The sequence below is a fragment of the Frondihabitans cladoniiphilus genome, from assembly GCF_039544345.1.
Taxonomy (GTDB): Bacteria; Actinomycetota; Actinomycetes; order Actinomycetales; family Microbacteriaceae; genus Frondihabitans; species Frondihabitans cladoniiphilus.
On the sequence record NZ_BAABLM010000007.1, the window covers coordinates 1 to 16,470 of the forward strand.

Sequence of the window (16,470 nt, forward strand, 5' to 3'; positions counted from 1 at the left end):
CGAGGGCGACGGAGGTGTTGCCGCCGAAGAGGGCGGGGACGGCTGCCACGGGGGCGGGGATCTTCGACGAGGCGGCGAGGTGCACGTTCGGGGTGGCGTTGGCGGCGGTGACGCCGACTCCGGCGACTCCGGCGATGAGGAGACCGGCTGCGGCGAAGGAGACTCCGGCTTTGGACATCTTGAACATTTGGTGATCCTTTGGTGGAAGGTTTGTGGGCGTCTGCCCGATGACAGGTGTTCGACGCCCTGCCCCCAGGGGTTGGGTCCGATCCGGCCTTTTTCGCCGTCGTTACTGACTCGTGACCAATAGACGCACTCTCATTCCCCGGGCGGCATGCGGGCAGGAGGTACCCCGAAATACCGACTGCGGTGCCCCCGCTCAAACACGATAATTGGTGTGTCGCGGACGTACGTCGGCGATCCCCCTTCAAGCGGCCCAGTGCTTGCCGCCTCCCCCACCGGGAACAACGATGACTGAGGTTGACCCTCCAGACCACGCCGGCAACACTGACAAGAACACTCTCTTGACACGGATCGCGCGAGGCGATGCTGCCGCCTTTGATGCGCTGTACCGGCGGACGCACCAGGCCACGTTTCACGTCATCCGTCGCGTTCTCATCGACGCATCCCAAGCGGAGGAAGTAACCCAGGAGGTCTACCTCGACATCTGGCAAAGCGCCGCCCGATTCGACCCGGCCCTAGGCCACGCCCGCAGCTGGATCCACCTACTCGCCCGCCGACGCGCCATCGACCGAGTACGAACCTCCCAGACTGACAGGAACAGGAACCACCTGATCGGGATCCGCGACCATCCGATCCCTTTTGATCATGTCAGCGAAACAGTCGAGATCCTTCTCGAGCACGAACGCGTGCAATCAGCCATGAAACAGCTCACCCCCAAACAACGACAAGCCATCGAACTCGTCCACGACGCCGGGCTTTCCAGCACCGCCATCGCCAACCAGCTCGGCGTGAACGCGGGGGCGATCAAAACCCGACTCAGGGACGGCCTTATCAATCTCCGGCACGAGCTCAACACTGTCTCCTAACCGCGCCGTGTCGTCCACCGGTAGAAATGCGCGAACCCAGGCGACGCTTGAACGGCAGGAACACAGCTCATTCTGGCCAGAGCAGCCCCCTACGTACGTGTCCTGCAAGCCAGTCTGGATAAGGGAATCCGGACGACGGTTACGTGCCACAGAGACGCGACATCCACTCGCCGGACATGAGCACCCGTCGGACGGTTCACCACCCGAATAATGTAAGGCGGCAAGCCGTGAACGTATCGAACGAGATTATCTCGGACTGCGTCAGCCAGGTCTAGCGCAGTGCGGTGCCGGGACTCATGCCGCGGCACCTGGATCGCCTGGCCGACACCCGGCGCCAGCTCCTGAGTGACTCAGACCCGGTCGCTCGACGAAGACCTGGTGCGATCTGATTCCGCCTCGGTCTCGCCTTTGTGGGCCTGGTGCTCATCAGGAGCGGACACCGCCTGCCGGGTAACAGCAGGGGCGTCCGCTTTACCGGCCCTCTCCGCTAGTACCTCCGGGCCCGCACTCAAAAGTGGTTCCGGTTCCGCAGATCCTGATTCATACGTTGACACGTGCGACCTCGCATGGTGAGGGCGGGTCGACGGGGTCTGGGCCGGTCTCAGAATCGCTACCCAGATGCTGACGCAGGGTCAACAAGCCGCCACCGGGACTTCCGTCGGTCCTTCCAGAAGCTGCTCTGTTCGCAGACTCGTGGCGGGACTAGCCTTCGCGCAGGCGCGAACAACAGCCCGCGCCCTGGAACCTAGAGGAAGAGACTGCCGTGATCGAGAGCATCGCCAGTGTTGTCATCCCCGTGAACGACCACGAATCGGCCGTCGCCTTCTACCGGGACGTCCTCGGTTTCACAGTCCAGTCGGACTTTACGCCGGCGCCCGGCATGCGATGGGTTGAGCTGACGCTGCCTGGCACGGCGACCGTGATTGCTCTGGCGACGCCTCGTGGCGGGATGTGGCGGGGTGTCGGCGGGGATACGAACATCAGCCTGGCCTGTTCCGGGATCGTCGACGAACACCAGCGGCTACTTGATGCGGGGGCCGATGTTGATGAGCAGGTGCTCGTTCTAGGTGAGTACGTCCCGCGAATGTTCCGGCTTCGAGACCCCGACGGGAACATCCTGCAGCTCGTCGAAGCCAAATAGACCTCGCAGCTGCAGGTCCTTCATAGCTCAACGAATCAGACCCTCACGACTACCGCATTCTCGAGAGTCAACCCGCCAGATCCGCTGCTCGCCAGAGGTGTTGCTGCACTTGCTGGGCGAGGGTGCGAAGTAGCGAAGCGTCCTCGGGCGTGAATGTGCGGGGTTTGGTGTCCATGACGCAGAGAGCTCTCAACCGTCCCGGGTTTCGTGCCGCTTTCTTTCTGGTGAAAGGATGCGCTCATGCCCAAGAAACACCCCTCCGAGGTCCGTGACCGATCTGTCCGGATGGTCCTTGACCGCCTCGAGAACTACTCCTCCCTTTCGGCTGCGTGCCGTGACCTCGCCCCGAAGCTGAACGTCGGAGTTGAAACGCTTCGGAAGTGGGTGATGCAGGCCCAAGCCGACTCCGGCGCGATGCCCGGCGCGACGACGGAGCAGCTGGTCGAGATGGCAAAACTTAAGCGAGAGAACGCAGAGCTGCGGGAAACCAACGACATCCTTAAAGCGGCAGCGTCTTTCTTCGCGAGGGAACTCGCCCCTCGCCACCGCTAATCGTCCGCTTCATCGATCAGATGAGATCCAAGGGCCACCGGATCGAGTCGACATGCGCCGTCCTGCGTCAGCAGGGCGTCCGCGTCGCCGGTCGCTCTTATCGGGTCTGGAGGCGCCGCCCAGCGTCCGCTCGCACCATCGATGATGCCGTGCTCGTGGAGAAGTTCCGCTCCCTGCACCATCGTGATCATCGAGGCCGCCAACGGCCCGAGGTGCTCTATGGGCGGCGGAAGATGACGGCATGGCTTGCCCGCTCCGGGTTCCCTGACGTGTCAAAACACACCGTCGACCGGGTCATGCGCGCCGAGGGCATGAACGGCCTCGTTCGCGGACGGAAGACCACGACGACCATTACGGCGAAGAACGGCAAACGGGCCGGCGACCTCCTGAACAGGGAGTTCACGGCCCCACGCTCGAACCACACCTGGGTGACCGATTTCACGTATGTTCCGACGTGGTCTGGGTTTGTTTACGTGGCGTTCGCGATCGACTTGTTCTCCCGGGCGATCGTCGGCTGGCAGGCGTCGACGGTGAAAGACACGGCGTTCGTGGAGTCGTGCCTGCGGATGGCGCTCTGGCAGCGGGACCAAACGGACCGGAAAGTCGAGACCGGAATGATTCATCACAGCGATGCCGGCAGCCAATACACCTCGATCCGCTTCACCGAGACCGTCGCCCTCGAGGGCCTCGTCGCATCGATCGGATCTGTCGGCGACGCCTACGACAACGCCGCCGCCGAGACCGTTATGGGGCTGTTCAAAAACGAAGCGATCCGCAACGGCTCACCGTTCCGGACTGGCGCTCTCAAGGGCCTCGCGGACGTCGAAGAAGTCACCTTCGACTGGGTCTCCTGGTACAACAACGATCGCCTGCACTCGTTCCTCGGCGACGTTCCGCCCGAGGAATTCGAGGCCAACTATTACGCTGGTAAAACCGGCCCGTCAGCCGACGAAGCCGCCAACAAAACGGCGGCATGAGAACCGGGACGGTTCATCCATTCGTTCTTTTAAGGACCCCTGGCTCTTGCGCATTCTGATCGTCGGAATCGGCATCAGCATCGGTCAGCAACTCACCGGCATCAACTCGATCATGTACTACGCCCAAGCCGTCCTCACCGAGTCCGGATTCACTCACAACGGCGCCCTGATCGCCAACATCGCCCCGGGCGTGATCGCCGTCATCGGCGGCATCATCGGGCTGCGCCTGATGCAAAAAATCAACCGGCGCACGACCCTGCTGCTTGGCTTTTCATTGACGACGACGATGCATTTCCTTGTCGCCGTCGCCTCCATGCTGTTGCCCGCAGGGAACCCCGCCCGCCCGTTCGTGATCCTTGCCCTGGTCGTCCTCTTTGTGGGGTCCATACAGACCTTCTTGAACATCGCCATCTGGGTCATGCTTGCCGAGATCTTCCCACTGTTCATCAGGGGCTTAGCGATCGGAATCTCGGTGTTCTTTGGCTGGATTGTCAATGCCCTTCTGGGACTGTTCTTCCCGAGTCTCATCGCAGCTCTTGGTATCTCCGGAACATTTTTCCTGTTCGGCGGGATCGGCGTCTTGGCCCTGGTCTTCATCGCCACGATGGTGCCGGAAACGCGAGGCCGGACGCTTGAGAGCATCGAAGAAGGGGTCACGACGGGCGCGATTTACACCGTCAAAAATTAGGACGGCCGAGATACCTGCGGGTGAATGCCGCGAATGCTTACAACGTCGGGCGTCGTGGTCCGCTGCTTTGCCGGACGATGAGTTCCGGGGCGTCTTGATACGTCACGACAGGGGCGTCAGGATCTTCAATTCGTCGAATGAGCGCCGTAAGTGCTTCGGCGGCCAGGGAGGCGGGGTCATGTCGGACCGTGGTGAGTTGGACAAAGGGCAGGCGTGCCACCGAGCTGTCGTCGAACCCTACGATTGACATGTCCCTTGGTACTTCGACCCCACGGCGCGCGAGGGTCATGAGAACCCCCACCGCGCAGCGGTCGTTGGCTGCAATCAACGCCGTGGGAAGCTGCGGCCGAGCCAACAGGGTCTCAGCCGTGCGAAATCCCGCCTCTTCGGTATAAGCACTCTCGATCACGTCGGGCTGCAACCCGTGCTGTTTGATGGCTACGAGGTACTGGTCTCGGCGCGCATCGGCGTTGGGACCCGCGCCGCCAGTGGCGTGAGCTATCTGGTCATGCCCCAGCTCGACCAGATGATCCACCAGCAAGCCGATCCCAACGGCGCCGTCGACCCGGACATCATCTACCGGTTCATCAGTACGTGGGCCACCCAACTGAACGACAGGGATGCGGGCCGGGAGACCCGACAGGGTCGCAACGCCTCCGTCTGCCGCCAGCACCACCAATCCCTCGATCCGTTGGCCAAGCAACTGTGCGATGACGTCAGCCTGCCGCCGCCCTGCCGACAAAGGACCAAGGACCAGGCTGTAGCCACGACTCGACGCATCCGCCAGCAGCGCTTCGACAAGGTCCACCTCAAACGGCTCACGCATGGTGAAAACGACGCCGAGCTGAAAGCTTCGTCTTCCCCGCAGCATGCGAGCGGACGCATCAGGGTGATAACCCAACTCCTCCGCCGCTTCCCGCACTCGCCGCCGCGTGGCATCGCTCGCGCCGGGAAGATCCCGGAGGACCAACGACACCAGTTGCCGGGAGACCCCAACCCGATCCGCGAGATCTTTCATCGTCGGCCGGCCCGGCCGCACCTCGTTCGGTCTTACGAGTTCAGGCATGCTCCATCGTCGCACGAAGCCTCTCCCTGACGCCGAGACACCGCTAATCTGAGTCAAACTGGCACGTGAACTGGCACGTGCGCGTAGCACGTGTTAGCGTCGTGTCGGTCGTCGCGGGTCACGCGACAACACAACGACGTGCAGGAGGCACCCATGTCCACTCCCACCTCACTCTCCGCGCCTGCAGACGCTGCGATTTCGACCGGCCGGCCCGTCCGATTGGGCCTGGTCGGTTCGGGCTGGATCGGCGCGTTCCACGCGCAGAGCGTAGCCCTGCGCATCCCTGGCGCCGTCCTTGCCGCGGTCGCAGATCCGGTGCCCGGTGCCGCAGAGAAAGTTGCCGCGCCTCTCGGAGTCGACACCATCTACCTGCATGCGGCCGACCTTTTCGCTTCGCCGGACGTCGATGGCGTCATCATCTCCTCCCCCGCGTTCACCCACACAGACCTGGTCGTTGCCGCGGCTGAGGCGGGCAAGGCAGTGTTCGTCGAGAAGCCAATGGCACTGACCCTCGAGGACGCCGATCGCGCCATCGCTGCCGCCCAGAACGCCGGCGTCCCCCTGCAGGTGGGCTTCAACCGCCGCTACGCCACCGACTTCGCCGCCGCAGGCCGGCTAGTGCACAGCGGTAAAGTCGGCACCCCACAGCTTCTGCGATCTCTGACCCGCGACCCGGGACTGGCGAACCCCGGCGCAATCAAACCGTGGACCATCTTCAACGAGACACTTATTCACGACTTCGACACCCTCAACTGGTTCAACGCCGGTGCCACTCCTGTTGAGGTCGTCGCTCTCGCCGACGCGCTCGTTGCCCCCGACTACAAAGACAAGGGACTGCTCGACACGGCCGTCGTCACCATCCGCTACGACAACGGCGCCATCGCCACCGCCGAAGCCAATTTCTCCGCCTCCTACGGCTACGACGTCCGCGGCGAGATCTTTGGCTCCAAAGGCATGATCACGGCCGGCGACGTCCGCTCGACCAGCATGCGGTTCTATGGCGCCGACGGCGAAGCGGCCGAGACGACACGGCTGAACATCGACCTCTTCCACCAGGCCTACACGGATGAGCTGGTCGCCTTCGTCGACGCGATCCGTACCGGGGAAGTCGCTGGAGCTGCAGGTGAAGACGCCCGCGCAGCGCTCGTTGTCGCATTGGCGGCCCGCGCCTCCATTGAACGGGGCGCCGTCGTACGGATCAACCAGGACGGTTCACTCGCGTGAGTGTCCACACCGCCCCGCAGGGGATCACTCTTGCCGCTAGTGCGGAGATGCTGTTCCTTGAACTTCCCTTCGTCGAGCGCGTAGAACGCCTCGACCAACTCGGCTTCCAGGTTGAGATCTGGGACTGGACCACCCGCGACCTCGACGCCCTGGCACGCACCGGCGCGACGTTCTCATCCATGACCGGTTATATTCGCGGCAGCCTGACCGACGAGGCTGGCGCGGATGAACTCCTCGCGACCGCCGAACGATCCCTCCTAGCCGCGGACGTGATCGACTCCCCCAGACTGAATCTGCACGGCACAGGTCTTGACCCGACAGGACTGCCGGTCATTCCGCACCCCCACCCATCAGGCGCGGACTGGGTCTTCGCCGTCCGCACCCTCGAGCGCCTGGCGATGCTGGGCGAACGCCACGGCCGCGTCTTCACTCTGGAGAACCTCAATACAGCCGTCGACCACCCTGGAACACCATTCGCCCGAGCCGCCGACACCCTCGCCCTCGTCCAAGCCGTCGACAGCCCCTACTTGCGGCTGAACCTCGACCTTTACCACGCGCAAATCGGCGAGGGAAACCTCATCGAACTGATCACCCAGGCGCAGCCCTACATCGGTGAAATCCAGGTCGCTGACGTACCCGGACGATTCGAACCCGGAACGGGCGAAATTAACCACCCCGCGATCAACCGCACCCTGACCGACATCGATTACACAGGCATCGTCGGCCTCGAAGGCTGGGCAAGAGACTCCAGCATCGAAGCACTCGACGCTTTCCGGACCGCCTTCACCTCCACGTCACCCGCTCGCTCCTGACAGGGAGACCCGCACGTGAAGGCCGGCCCTCCCGACAACCCGCACTGGCGGGCCATCGCCCGAATCGTGGAACACTCCATCACGTCCGGCGAGCTGCCCGTCGGGGCCCGGTTGCCGACCAATCCCGAGCTTGCCGAACGACACGGTGTCAGCAAAGCAACCATCATCCAAGCAAAACGCTACTTGATCACGCGTGGCCTCATCCGAGCAGAACAGGGCGTAGGAACCACTGTGGTCTCGACCGTGGCGACAATCGACAGCCCAACCCTGACCGTGAGTGGCCCCCGCGACTGTCAGTTCGTCCAGCATCCCGCGTCATCCTCGGAAGCTCATATCAGAGTCACCGTCGATTCACGTCTCGTCGGGGAGATCCGCAGCAACGTTCCGTGGAAAGCCTGGAAAATCAAGGACACTGATGTCACCTGGGAGTCCCTTCTCAGCGCTTCGGGAGGCCACGGGTGTCGGCGCAACGTGACGATCGGTCTTTTGCCACGGGATGAATCGGACTCTGCGAATCTCCTTGTCACGATCGACGTGCAGGACGACATGGCCAACCATAGCCAGCGCCTGACCCTGGTCCTTGACGCAGCTGCATTCGAAGTCGAACTCGCCACCTCAGCAACCTAGGAAGTTCCAATTCGAGAAATTCTTGACAGGGCATAGCACGTGACACTTGCACGTGCTACTGTCCCGACATACCTCGAAGCTTCTCTCGATGTCACCGGACACTGACGTCCACCTCACGAAACACAAAGGAGTATTTCCGTGAAGAAAATCCCCGCTGTCCTTGCGCTGACGGCAAGTGCCGCCGCCGTGGCAATGATCCTGGCCGGTTGCTCCAGCCAAGGCGGCCGAGTCGCGAACAACGACTCCGGAACGACGTCCGGTGGCAAGAATTCCGGCCTCACGATCGCATTGGTCACCCACGCCGCCCCCGGCGACACGTTCTGGGACATCGTGCGAAAAGGGGCGGAAGACGCAGCCAAGAAAGACGGCGTCAAGCTGCTCTACGCATCGGACCCCGACGGCTCCAAGCAGGCCCAGCTCGTCCAGCAATACACCGACCAGAAAGTCGACGGCATCGCCGTTTCCCTCGCCAAACCCGATGCCCTGGCCAGTTCGGTGAAAGCCGCTGAGGCGGCGGGTATCCCTGTCGTCTCCCTCAACGCCGGCAGCGCGGCCTACAAGGGCATGGGGATCCTCGAGCACTTCGGTCAGGACGAAGACGTCGCTGGAGCTGCGGTCGGGGACAAGCTGAAAGAAGAAGGACTCAGCCACCCGATCTGTGTCGAGCAAGAGCAGGGGAATGTGGCTCTCGACGCCCGTTGCGCCGGCATCAAAAAGGTCCTGCCCGATACCGAGACGCTTTACGTCGACGGAACCGACAACAGTGCCGTCCAATCAACCGTGACCGCGAAGCTGCAGGCCGACTCAGCCGCCGACTCCATCGTCGGCCTCGGCGCCCCGTACACGGTAATCATCGAGCAGGCCGTCGCCGCCGCGAACAGCAAGGTCAAGATTGCCTCGTTCGATTTGAACTCGGCTCTCGCCACCGACATCCAGAGCGGCAAGATCATCTTCACCGTCGACCAGCAACCCTTCCTCCAAGGCTACGAAGCCATCGATTCGCTCGTCCTCTACAAGCAGGGCGGATTCGTCCTCGGAGGCGGCCAGCCGACCCTCACGGGGCCCGCGATCGTTGATAAAGACAATGTCGCTGACGTTCTCAAATTCGCTAAGCAGGGCATCCGCTGATGGCCACCCTCACCGCCGTCAACGTCTCCGACGAGCGCGTCGTCGCACGAGGTCGTGTCCGCAAACTCCTCGGACGCCCCGAGATCGGTGCGATCGTCGGCGCCGTAGCGATTTTCGCCTTCTTCGCCATCATCGCCCCCGTCTTCACCCACGCCGATGCCGTGGCCACGATTCTCTACGGGTCCTCCACGATCGGCATCATGGCCGTCGGCGTTTCCCTCCTGATGATTGGCGGCGAGTTCGATCTTTCGGCCGGAGTCGGCGTCATCTCCTCGTCCCTGACCGCGAGCCTGTTCGCCTGGTACTTCTCCACCAACATCTGGGTCGGAGTAGGTCTGGCCCTGGTGTTCTCCCTCGGAGTCGGCTTCATCAACGGCTGGATCCTGATCAAAACCAAGCTGCCCAGCTTCATCGTCACCCTGGCCTCGTTCTTGATGCTGACCGGATTGAACCTGGCCGTGACACGGCTCGTCTCAGGCGGCGTGTCATCGCAAGATGTCTCGCAGCTCGCGGGATTCAAACTGGCCCAGACCATCTTCGCCGCGCAGATACCCATCTTCGGAACCCCGGTGTACATCACGGTGTTCATTTGGATCGGCCTGGTCGCCGTGGCTTCACTCATCCTCCTCCGCACCCGTGTCGGCAACTGGATCTTTGCCTCAGGAGGAGATGAGAACGCCGCCCGCGCCGTCGGCGTCCCGGTCGTGAAGACAAAGATCGGCCTGTTCATGGGCGTCGGCTTCTGCGCCTGGATCGCCGGCATGCACAACCTGTTCGCCTTCAACGTCGTCCAATCGGGCGAAGGAGTCGGCAACGAGTTCCTCTACATCATCGCCGCAGTCATCGGCGGGTGCCTGCTTACTGGTGGGTACGGATCTGCCATCGGTGGGGCAATCGGCGCCCTGATCTTCGGCATGGCGAACAAGGGCATCGTGTACGCGCAGTGGAACCCTGACTGGTTCAAGTTCTTCCTCGGCCTGATGCTGCTTTTGGCCACCATCATCAACCTCATCGTCAAGCGCCGAGCGGAGCAGAAATGACCGAGATCCAAGCGAACCAGCCCGTCACCGATTCCACAGAAGCCATCACCGGAGGCCCGCACCTCATCGCCCTCCGCGACGTCGGAAAGCACTACGGCAACGTCATCGCCCTCTCGGATGTCACGATGGACGTCGACTCGGGCCGTGTCACCTGCGTCCTCGGCGACAACGGTGCCGGCAAATCCACGCTCATCAAGATCATCGCCGGGCTCCACAAACACGACGCCGGCACGTTCTCGATCATGGGTCAGGATCGCCACCTCACCTCCCCCCGGGAGGCCTTGGATTCGGGCATCGCCGCTGTCTATCAGGACCTCGCCGTCGTGTCGCTGATGCCCATCTGGCGAAACTTCTTCCTCGGATCCGAACTACGCGGCAAGTTCGGCCTTCTCGATGTAAAAAAAATGAAGGAGGTCACCAAGAAAGAACTGCTGGAGATGGGCATCGACCTCCGCGACGTCGAGCAGCCCATCGGAACCCTCTCCGGCGGCGAACGACAGTGCGTCGCGATCGCAAGGGCTGTGTACTTCGGGGCAAAGGCCCTGATCCTGGACGAGCCAACAGCCGCTCTGGGTGTCAAGCAGTCCGGAGTCGTCCTGAAATACATCCTTCGAGCGCGGGATCGCGGACTCGGCGTCATCTTCATCACCCACAACCCGCACCACGCGTTCCCCGTCGGTGACAGGTTCCTTCTCCTTCGCCGCGGAAAGAGCATCGGCTACTTCGAAAAAGACGACATAACCCTGCCCGAACTGACGGCCATGATGGCCGGTGGGGCGGAGCTGGAGGAACTCGCACACGAACTCGAAGAAGTCGGCGGCCAAGGGGCCCGAATTCAAGAGATCCGAGCCGCCGAGGTCGAGGCACCCATCGTCCACTGACGCGGCAGTCGTCGGCCCACATCTCCTTTTGGCTGGGTTCCCACACAACCGCTGCGGGCCCCCACATTGTGGGGACCCGCAGCATTCGCGAACCCAAGCCCCGAGACCCGGTGGGGGCTGTTGAGGATTTGACTGCCCCTCAGGGGCCTACTCTGGGCGGACCCGGCAGGCGCCACGCCACGTCAGTGCTCGAGGCTGCGCAATGTCGAAGTTCGATTACGCCTCTGGTGTCGGATTCGCAAGACCGACCCTGGGCATTATCCAGGTGATTCCTGCTTGCAGGCCAATTCCCGCCGTCGCCCAGTCATGGCCACTGTCAGGCACGATGAGTGTGGTGACATCCATGCCGGCTTCTCTAGCGGCTTGGGACACGACGGGCATGTCCGGGCCGTACCTGGAGTCGTCTTGACCGACGGCGAAAAACGCGTTCGAGTGCTTGTAGGGCCTGTTCCGGTCGAGGATGTTCAAGGGCTGTGCTCGCTCGTAAGCAGCCTTGTCGCCGGCGAAACCAAGCTTGACGGTGTCCTGACCGGAGTCGAGCACTGGACCCAACTGACCGGAGACGTCGATCAGGGATCCGAACTTCTGCGGGAATTCCGCCCCGAGTTGGATGGCGCACGTGCCGCCCTGGGAGAACCCGCTGATAGCGAGGGCCTGCCGTCCCGTCTGGGCGTTCAGCTTTTTGTGGATCCAGTTGACGACATCGACGCTGAGGTAGGTGGAACTGTTCCCGAGCCTGCCGTTGACGCACATGGGGTTGTTCGTGGGTCTGCTGAGCTGGTCCGGGATCACAACAATCGGGGTCAGACCGCGATTGGCCTTCGCGATCGTGTTCAGGCGAGACACCAGCCGACCGGCCTCGATGACGTTCGCGGGGGCGGCGCCGGGGCCTTGACCGGACAAGGCGATCAAGACGGGCAGCTTCGGCGGGTTCTTGATGAGAGCGGCCGGGGGCAGGTACACGATCGCCCGGCGGGCCGCGAACTTGGACACCAGACCCGGGATCTTGATCGACCCGTATCTGCCCTTCTCGGGCAGATCAGACGGAGCCTGCCACGAGCTGGCCAAATCGGGTCGGAATGCGGTGGACCCCGACGTGACCGCGGGAAGGGCGATCGGTTTCACGTGCGACAATCCGATCGCATCGGCCACCGTCGGATAAAAGCCCGCGTCACGATTGATGGCAAGCCCACCCGCCAGCGCAAACACGATGACGCTTATACCGGCGACGAGTCGGACGAGCCAGCGACCACGAATCGCGGCGGCAATGGCGACGCCAAAGCCCGCCAGGACAGCGCTGACCCAGAACCGGTCGACCCACGACGGTGAGACATCGACGAGGTTCAAGACGTCACCGACCCACCAACTCAGCAGCGCCCCAACGGCCGCCCCAAGCACAGCGCCACCGAGGAGCCACCAGAGCCGGCGCCTGGCCAAAACGGTGACTGCGATCAGCCCAATGCCGGCGACGGTATAGACGGGGGCGAGGGTCCGCACGGACAGCAGCGAGACCTCTAGCAAAATGGAATCCCGATCGCGATGAGGGCGATGTCGGTGGTCATCTGAAACTCCGAATGAGTCGAGACTTGTGTCGTGCGGTGAGGTCGGGTAGGGAGGTTCCGGCTGGGGGCCGCGCTAACTGCTCGGAAGTTCGCTGGCCTGAACTGAGGTGACCAGCCCCTGCTGAGTCAAACCAGGTGAACATCCCCTTGGTGGAGGGCTCAAGAAATCGAACTTGACAAGGCTCCCCGATAGGAACGCCCCCCTTACCTCACCAAATTACCGCCGGAACATTCCGGGAACAAATCCCCCATCCGGGGCCCTGTCCTCATCAAATCCATGCGGGTCGCGCCGTCTACAGGATCGCGTCCACACCGTCGGTTGCTCCAAAATCCGCCGATTCCTGAGATGGAGTTTGTCTACCTCGCCGACAACATCGTCCTGCCTGGCCGCGATCTCCCTTCCGCAGAGGTCCCTTAAACAGCCACCGAGCTTGCTGTGGGTGAGGTCCTTCCCGTTTTCGGTCGTAACTCGAAGTGGGACGACGACCCTGGTGAGCGCTCGAGTGAACTCCCTCGGTTCGGACAACACCCGTTCACCCCCACTGGTCGAGCGAGGCCGGCGGCGAGGCTGGCGTCACCGGGGCCCTCGTTGTCGTCTTCCTCATCGGGAACGGGCACGAGCAGGCCGTCGATATCCAGGCCGAGTCGTCGCGCTTGCGCTACGGCCTCGGCGGCTCGGGCAGCGGCGGCCGCGACCTTCTCTTCGAGCTCGCCGGCGGCTTTGTAGGTCTCTGCCACGGTGAGTTTGTTGAAGCGAGTGGCACGACGCGTTCTCGGGCCGACCATCTCGACGAAGCCGGAGGCGCGGCGCCGAGCGGGCAGGACGCGGGTGATCGCGCCCTTCGAGAGCGGGACTCCTGGTCGAGCCCATCCGTGCGCGTCAAGGGGCAGCAGAAGCTGGTCGGCGACGCGCCAGTCCTCCTCGACCTCAACGTGGCAGTCGTGGTCCTCCAGGTCGGCGCGGGTGGGGTCCAGCAATTGGTAGGTCTCGCGGCGGTGCCCGCGGTACGAGTTACCGACCACGCGAAGCCACCGGGTCACGGCGCACGCCATACACGTCACCGGCTTGTTGCCGATCGGGATCACACGGCCGCGGATCTTCAGGATGCTGGTGAGCTCGATGTCGTCGACACTGACGCTGCGGGCCTGGCTCCTGCTGAGGCGGAGGTAGCCGGTGAGTACGATGAGGAACGCGTCTCGGCGCCCGCGTAGCCCAACTGGGTGCCGGTACTTCGGGATCTCCGCGAGGGCACGCTCGACGTCAGCCAGCTTCGGGTCCTCATGCCAGACGGTGGGCGTGGCGGCCGGCGTGACCGGCGAAGACTCCCCCGCTGCTGCGTGCGCTCGCGCGATGGCCTGGCGGCGGAGCCGCTGCTGAGACCGGGAGCCCGGGAAGAGCTCGAGGAACTCGTCGATCGTCTCTGGGGACGCAGGTAGGGCGCTCCTCCCCCATGCTGAGCACCAGGCCTCGAACCGTGACCAGTGAGCGTCGAGGAGCATCTCGCGAGACGTCACAGCTTGATCCTCGTCGACGCGTTCCGCCGCAGCGGCGTGTACTCACGGTCGTAGATGCGCAGTGTTGCGCTCGAGCGATGGTCGGTTTGGTCCATGATCTCCTGGTCGGTGGCGCCGGCGTTCAACGCTTCGGTGATGAAGCCGGCGCGCATCGAGTGTCCACTGAACCCGTCGATGTCTTCGAGTCCGGCCCGGCGGACGCGCGTCTGGAGCACTTTGCCGACGGCGGTCGGTGTCAGCCGGCTCGCGCGGAACAGGCCCCACTTGCTGAGCGCGCGAAAGAACGGTGCCGCGGGGTCGAGGCGGTCACAAATCGGTGGCATGCCGGTGTCGCAAATGTGTACGTCGTTCGTGGCGTCCTTCAGCTCAGCGAAGAGGCCCTTCTGCCCGTGCTGTTCCTGGGCTGCCTGGAGGCGGTAGAGACGGAGGAAAGCGCAGGGCCCGCAGGTGAGGGGGTTCGAGCCGTACCGGATGACCTTGGGACGGCCACCGCCCTCCTGTCGAGTCTTGGAGCGGCGCATCTGGACCCGGACACCCTCATCGGGCACGAGCCGCAGGTCGCCGACATCAAGGGCGACGAGTTCGCTCTCCCGAAACGCGCCAACAAAGCCGAAGAGGAGGAGCGCGAAGTCACGGGTGTTGATAGCACCCCGCTCCATGTCTGAAAGTTCAATGGCGCGCAGCGTCTTCTGGAGCGGCTTCAGTGTCAGCGGTGCAGCACGCGCGATCGGTGGCGGGTCGTCGCGGCGGATGCCTTTGAGGGTGTCGCGGACGCGGGGGTGGTTCCCCGGCGGATCGTAGTGCAGGCGGGTGTGCTCCCAGTTGATCGCCGCGAGGTATCGGGTGACGGTCGCCGGCGAGTAGCGGCGCATACCGGGCGAGATCTCGGACTGCGACTTCGCGGCCAGGAAGTCGGCCACCTCCTTCGCTGTTCGAGGCGCGGTCTCGACACCGGCGATGTCGTCCGGGTCGTGCGGCTCATGGTCCTCGAACCCGGCGAGCCATCGCGCGAACTGCCTGAGGTCGCTCCGGTACGCACGGACCGTGCTCTCCGACAGCGACTCACGGGCGAGCTGCTCGGCGGTCTTCTTCGGCGCCGGCGGCCGGACGCCCCGTCCAGCTGCACGCTGGAGGGCAGCGCCTGTTCGACTACGCTCGGCCGCCTCACGCTGCTTCGCGTCCATCGCCTTGCCGGAGACCTTCCGCGCTGGCCGCAATCGCAGGCGTTCGTCCTCCTCAAGCTCGGCGACGAGTGCTGCCAGCTCCCCCGCTGCTGCCTTGGAGCTAACGCTGCTCACCACGACATCAGCTCCTGGCCCGTCAGACATCGGACGTATCTGCAGCGCGACGGGCCTTCGCGCGGTCGACAATCCGGAGCAGCATGTCGGCGAGGTGGATGATGCTCGCGGCCTCGATCGGGCTGTCGAACTCTACGGCGCGGTGGCTGGTCGGGTTCTTGAACGCGCCGATCGCGCCGGTGAAAAGGTCCCGGACGGCGTCCTGCTCAGGCACAACCTCGTTGGCGTCTGCCAACGGGCCACCCACCTTGAAGGCGTCTCGCATCATCTGGACGCCGAGCTGCCGCTTCTCGAAGCCGGCTGCCTCGCGCACCGCGATCTCGACCTTCTGTGTGGCGGAGAACACCGCGGTGGCGTAGTCGCCGCGCTCGAAGTTCGGCCGTGCAGACGAGTTCAGGACCGGGTGGAGGTCGGCGTGCAGCCGGAGTGACGCCTCGATGTGCGTGGTGGAACCTCGCTTCGCGGCCTCGAGTCCGTCGGATGTCAACATCCATGACGAACCTCCCACGGTCTCCATAGACGGCCCGAGGAGCCCTCGAGCGAGCAACCAGCCGATGCCGTCTGCGACGTACTGCTCAACGATGCGCATATTCGTCCTGTTCAGACCTCTGCGGGAATGGCCGCCCGGGAGCACAGCCATCTGCGAAGCGATATTGACGATCGCCGAAGACGTCCAGTCGCTCTTCGATGCCCAGGCGAAGGCATTTAGCAGGAATGTCCCGGCCCTGGCCGAACTCGCGTCGCTGATCTCGCCGAGGCTGACCTCTTGCTCGAGTACCGGGACAACGATCTCCCGCTCCTCCGTTGCGACGACGGTCTTCGCGAACATGGCTCTCCAGACGCCTTCGGGCGTCCTCGGCGGCGAAATCCGTCGTGATCTGGGTCCTGTGACCCCCACCCGTTTCAGTTC

15 protein-coding genes and 1 pseudogene are annotated in these 16,470 nt (G+C 63.6%); 10 read left to right on the forward strand and 6 right to left on the reverse strand.

Translation table 11 applies throughout. The features are described from left to right. Positions 1-187 (reverse strand): hypothetical protein (locus ABEA39_RS14595; protein WP_345376665.1); only part of this gene is annotated, 187 nt, incomplete at its 3' end. Between the two features lie 283 nt (positions 188-470). On the opposite strand from ABEA39_RS14595, the gene ABEA39_RS14600 reads away from it, so the two are divergent. The 4 genes and pseudogenes from ABEA39_RS14600 to ABEA39_RS14615 form a co-directional block, all read left to right on the forward strand. Beyond that, positions 471-1,049 (forward strand): sigma-70 family RNA polymerase sigma factor, encoded by a 579-nt coding sequence (locus ABEA39_RS14600; protein WP_345376666.1) that lies wholly within the window; start codon positions 471-473, stop codon positions 1,047-1,049. Between the two features lie 763 nt (positions 1,050-1,812). Continuing rightward, the gene (locus ABEA39_RS14605) at positions 1,813-2,190 is read left to right on the forward strand and encodes a VOC family protein (protein WP_345376667.1); all 378 of its coding nucleotides are present in this window, start codon (positions 1,813-1,815) and stop codon (positions 2,188-2,190) included. Positions 2,191-2,430: 240 nt separating this feature from the next. Beyond that, positions 2,431-3,719 (forward strand): IS3 family transposase gene (locus tag ABEA39_RS14610; RefSeq protein ID WP_345376668.1). Its coding sequence is split into 2 segments (ribosomal slippage): positions 2,431-2,701 and positions 2,701-3,719, totalling 1,290 coding nucleotides; the frame shifts between segments, so codons are not numbered across the junction. Between the two features lie 25 nt (positions 3,720-3,744). Next, a pseudogene (locus tag ABEA39_RS14615) lies at positions 3,745-4,407 on the forward strand (MFS transporter); the annotation flags it as partial. A gap of 37 nt (positions 4,408-4,444) precedes the next feature. Here the strand turns inward: ABEA39_RS14615 and ABEA39_RS14620 are convergent. Then, entirely contained in the window at positions 4,445-5,473 is a 1,029-nt protein-coding gene (locus tag ABEA39_RS14620; RefSeq protein ID WP_345376669.1) for a LacI family DNA-binding transcriptional regulator, read from the reverse strand. Positions 5,474-5,626: 153 nt separating this feature from the next. On the opposite strand from ABEA39_RS14620, the gene ABEA39_RS14625 reads away from it, so the two are divergent. The 6 genes from ABEA39_RS14625 (at position 5,627) to ABEA39_RS14650 (ending at position 11,185) form a co-directional block, all read left to right on the forward strand. Further along, positions 5,627-6,697 (forward strand): Gfo/Idh/MocA family oxidoreductase, encoded by a 1,071-nt coding sequence (locus ABEA39_RS14625; protein WP_345376671.1) that lies wholly within the window; start codon positions 5,627-5,629, stop codon positions 6,695-6,697. Between the two features lie 47 nt (positions 6,698-6,744). Continuing rightward, positions 6,745-7,509: a TIM barrel protein gene (locus ABEA39_RS14630; protein WP_345376672.1), complete on the forward strand. Its 765-nt coding sequence runs from the start codon at positions 6,745-6,747 to the stop codon at positions 7,507-7,509. Positions 7,510-7,524: 15 nt separating this feature from the next. After that, complete coding sequence (locus ABEA39_RS14635) at positions 7,525-8,136, forward strand: GntR family transcriptional regulator (protein ID WP_345376673.1); 612 nt, start codon at positions 7,525-7,527, stop codon at positions 8,134-8,136. A 138-nt stretch (positions 8,137-8,274) separates the two neighbouring features. Then, positions 8,275-9,264, forward strand: a complete 990-nt coding sequence (locus tag ABEA39_RS14640) for a substrate-binding domain-containing protein (protein WP_425556983.1) — start codon at positions 8,275-8,277, stop codon at positions 9,262-9,264. Then, positions 9,264-10,304 carry an ABC transporter permease gene (locus tag ABEA39_RS14645; protein WP_345376674.1) on the forward strand — a complete coding sequence of 347 codons (1,041 nt, stop codon included), beginning with the start codon at positions 9,264-9,266 and terminating at the stop codon, positions 10,302-10,304. Before ABEA39_RS14640 ends, ABEA39_RS14645 begins: the two co-directional genes overlap by 1 nt. After that, positions 10,301-11,185 (forward strand): ATP-binding cassette domain-containing protein, encoded by an 885-nt coding sequence (locus ABEA39_RS14650; RefSeq protein ID WP_345376675.1) that lies wholly within the window; start codon positions 10,301-10,303, stop codon positions 11,183-11,185. Before ABEA39_RS14645 ends, ABEA39_RS14650 begins: the two co-directional genes overlap by 4 nt. Before the next feature lie 216 nt (positions 11,186-11,401). Here the strand turns inward: ABEA39_RS14650 and ABEA39_RS14655 are convergent, their stop codons facing one another. The 4 genes from ABEA39_RS14655 to ABEA39_RS14670 all read right to left on the reverse strand — a co-directional run bounded on the left by ABEA39_RS14655 (position 11,402) and on the right by ABEA39_RS14670 (position 16,389). After that, positions 11,402-12,682, reverse strand: a complete 1,281-nt coding sequence (locus ABEA39_RS14655) for an alpha/beta hydrolase (protein ID WP_345376676.1) — start codon at positions 12,680-12,682, stop codon at positions 11,402-11,404. 479 nt (positions 12,683-13,161) lie between these two features. Further along, the gene (locus tag ABEA39_RS14660) at positions 13,162-14,247 is read right to left on the reverse strand and encodes a hypothetical protein (protein WP_345376677.1); all 1,086 of its coding nucleotides are present in this window, start codon (positions 14,245-14,247) and stop codon (positions 13,162-13,164) included. Between the two features lie 11 nt (positions 14,248-14,258). After that, positions 14,259-15,563 carry a tyrosine-type recombinase/integrase gene (locus ABEA39_RS14665; RefSeq protein WP_345376678.1) on the reverse strand — a complete coding sequence of 435 codons (1,305 nt, stop codon included), beginning with the start codon at positions 15,561-15,563 and terminating at the stop codon, positions 14,259-14,261. A 19-nt stretch (positions 15,564-15,582) separates the two neighbouring features. Then, a complete protein-coding gene (locus tag ABEA39_RS14670; protein WP_345376679.1) occupies positions 15,583-16,389 on the reverse strand; it encodes a TIGR02391 family protein in 807 nt (268 codons plus the stop codon). Between the last annotated feature and the right edge of the window lie 81 nt (positions 16,390-16,470).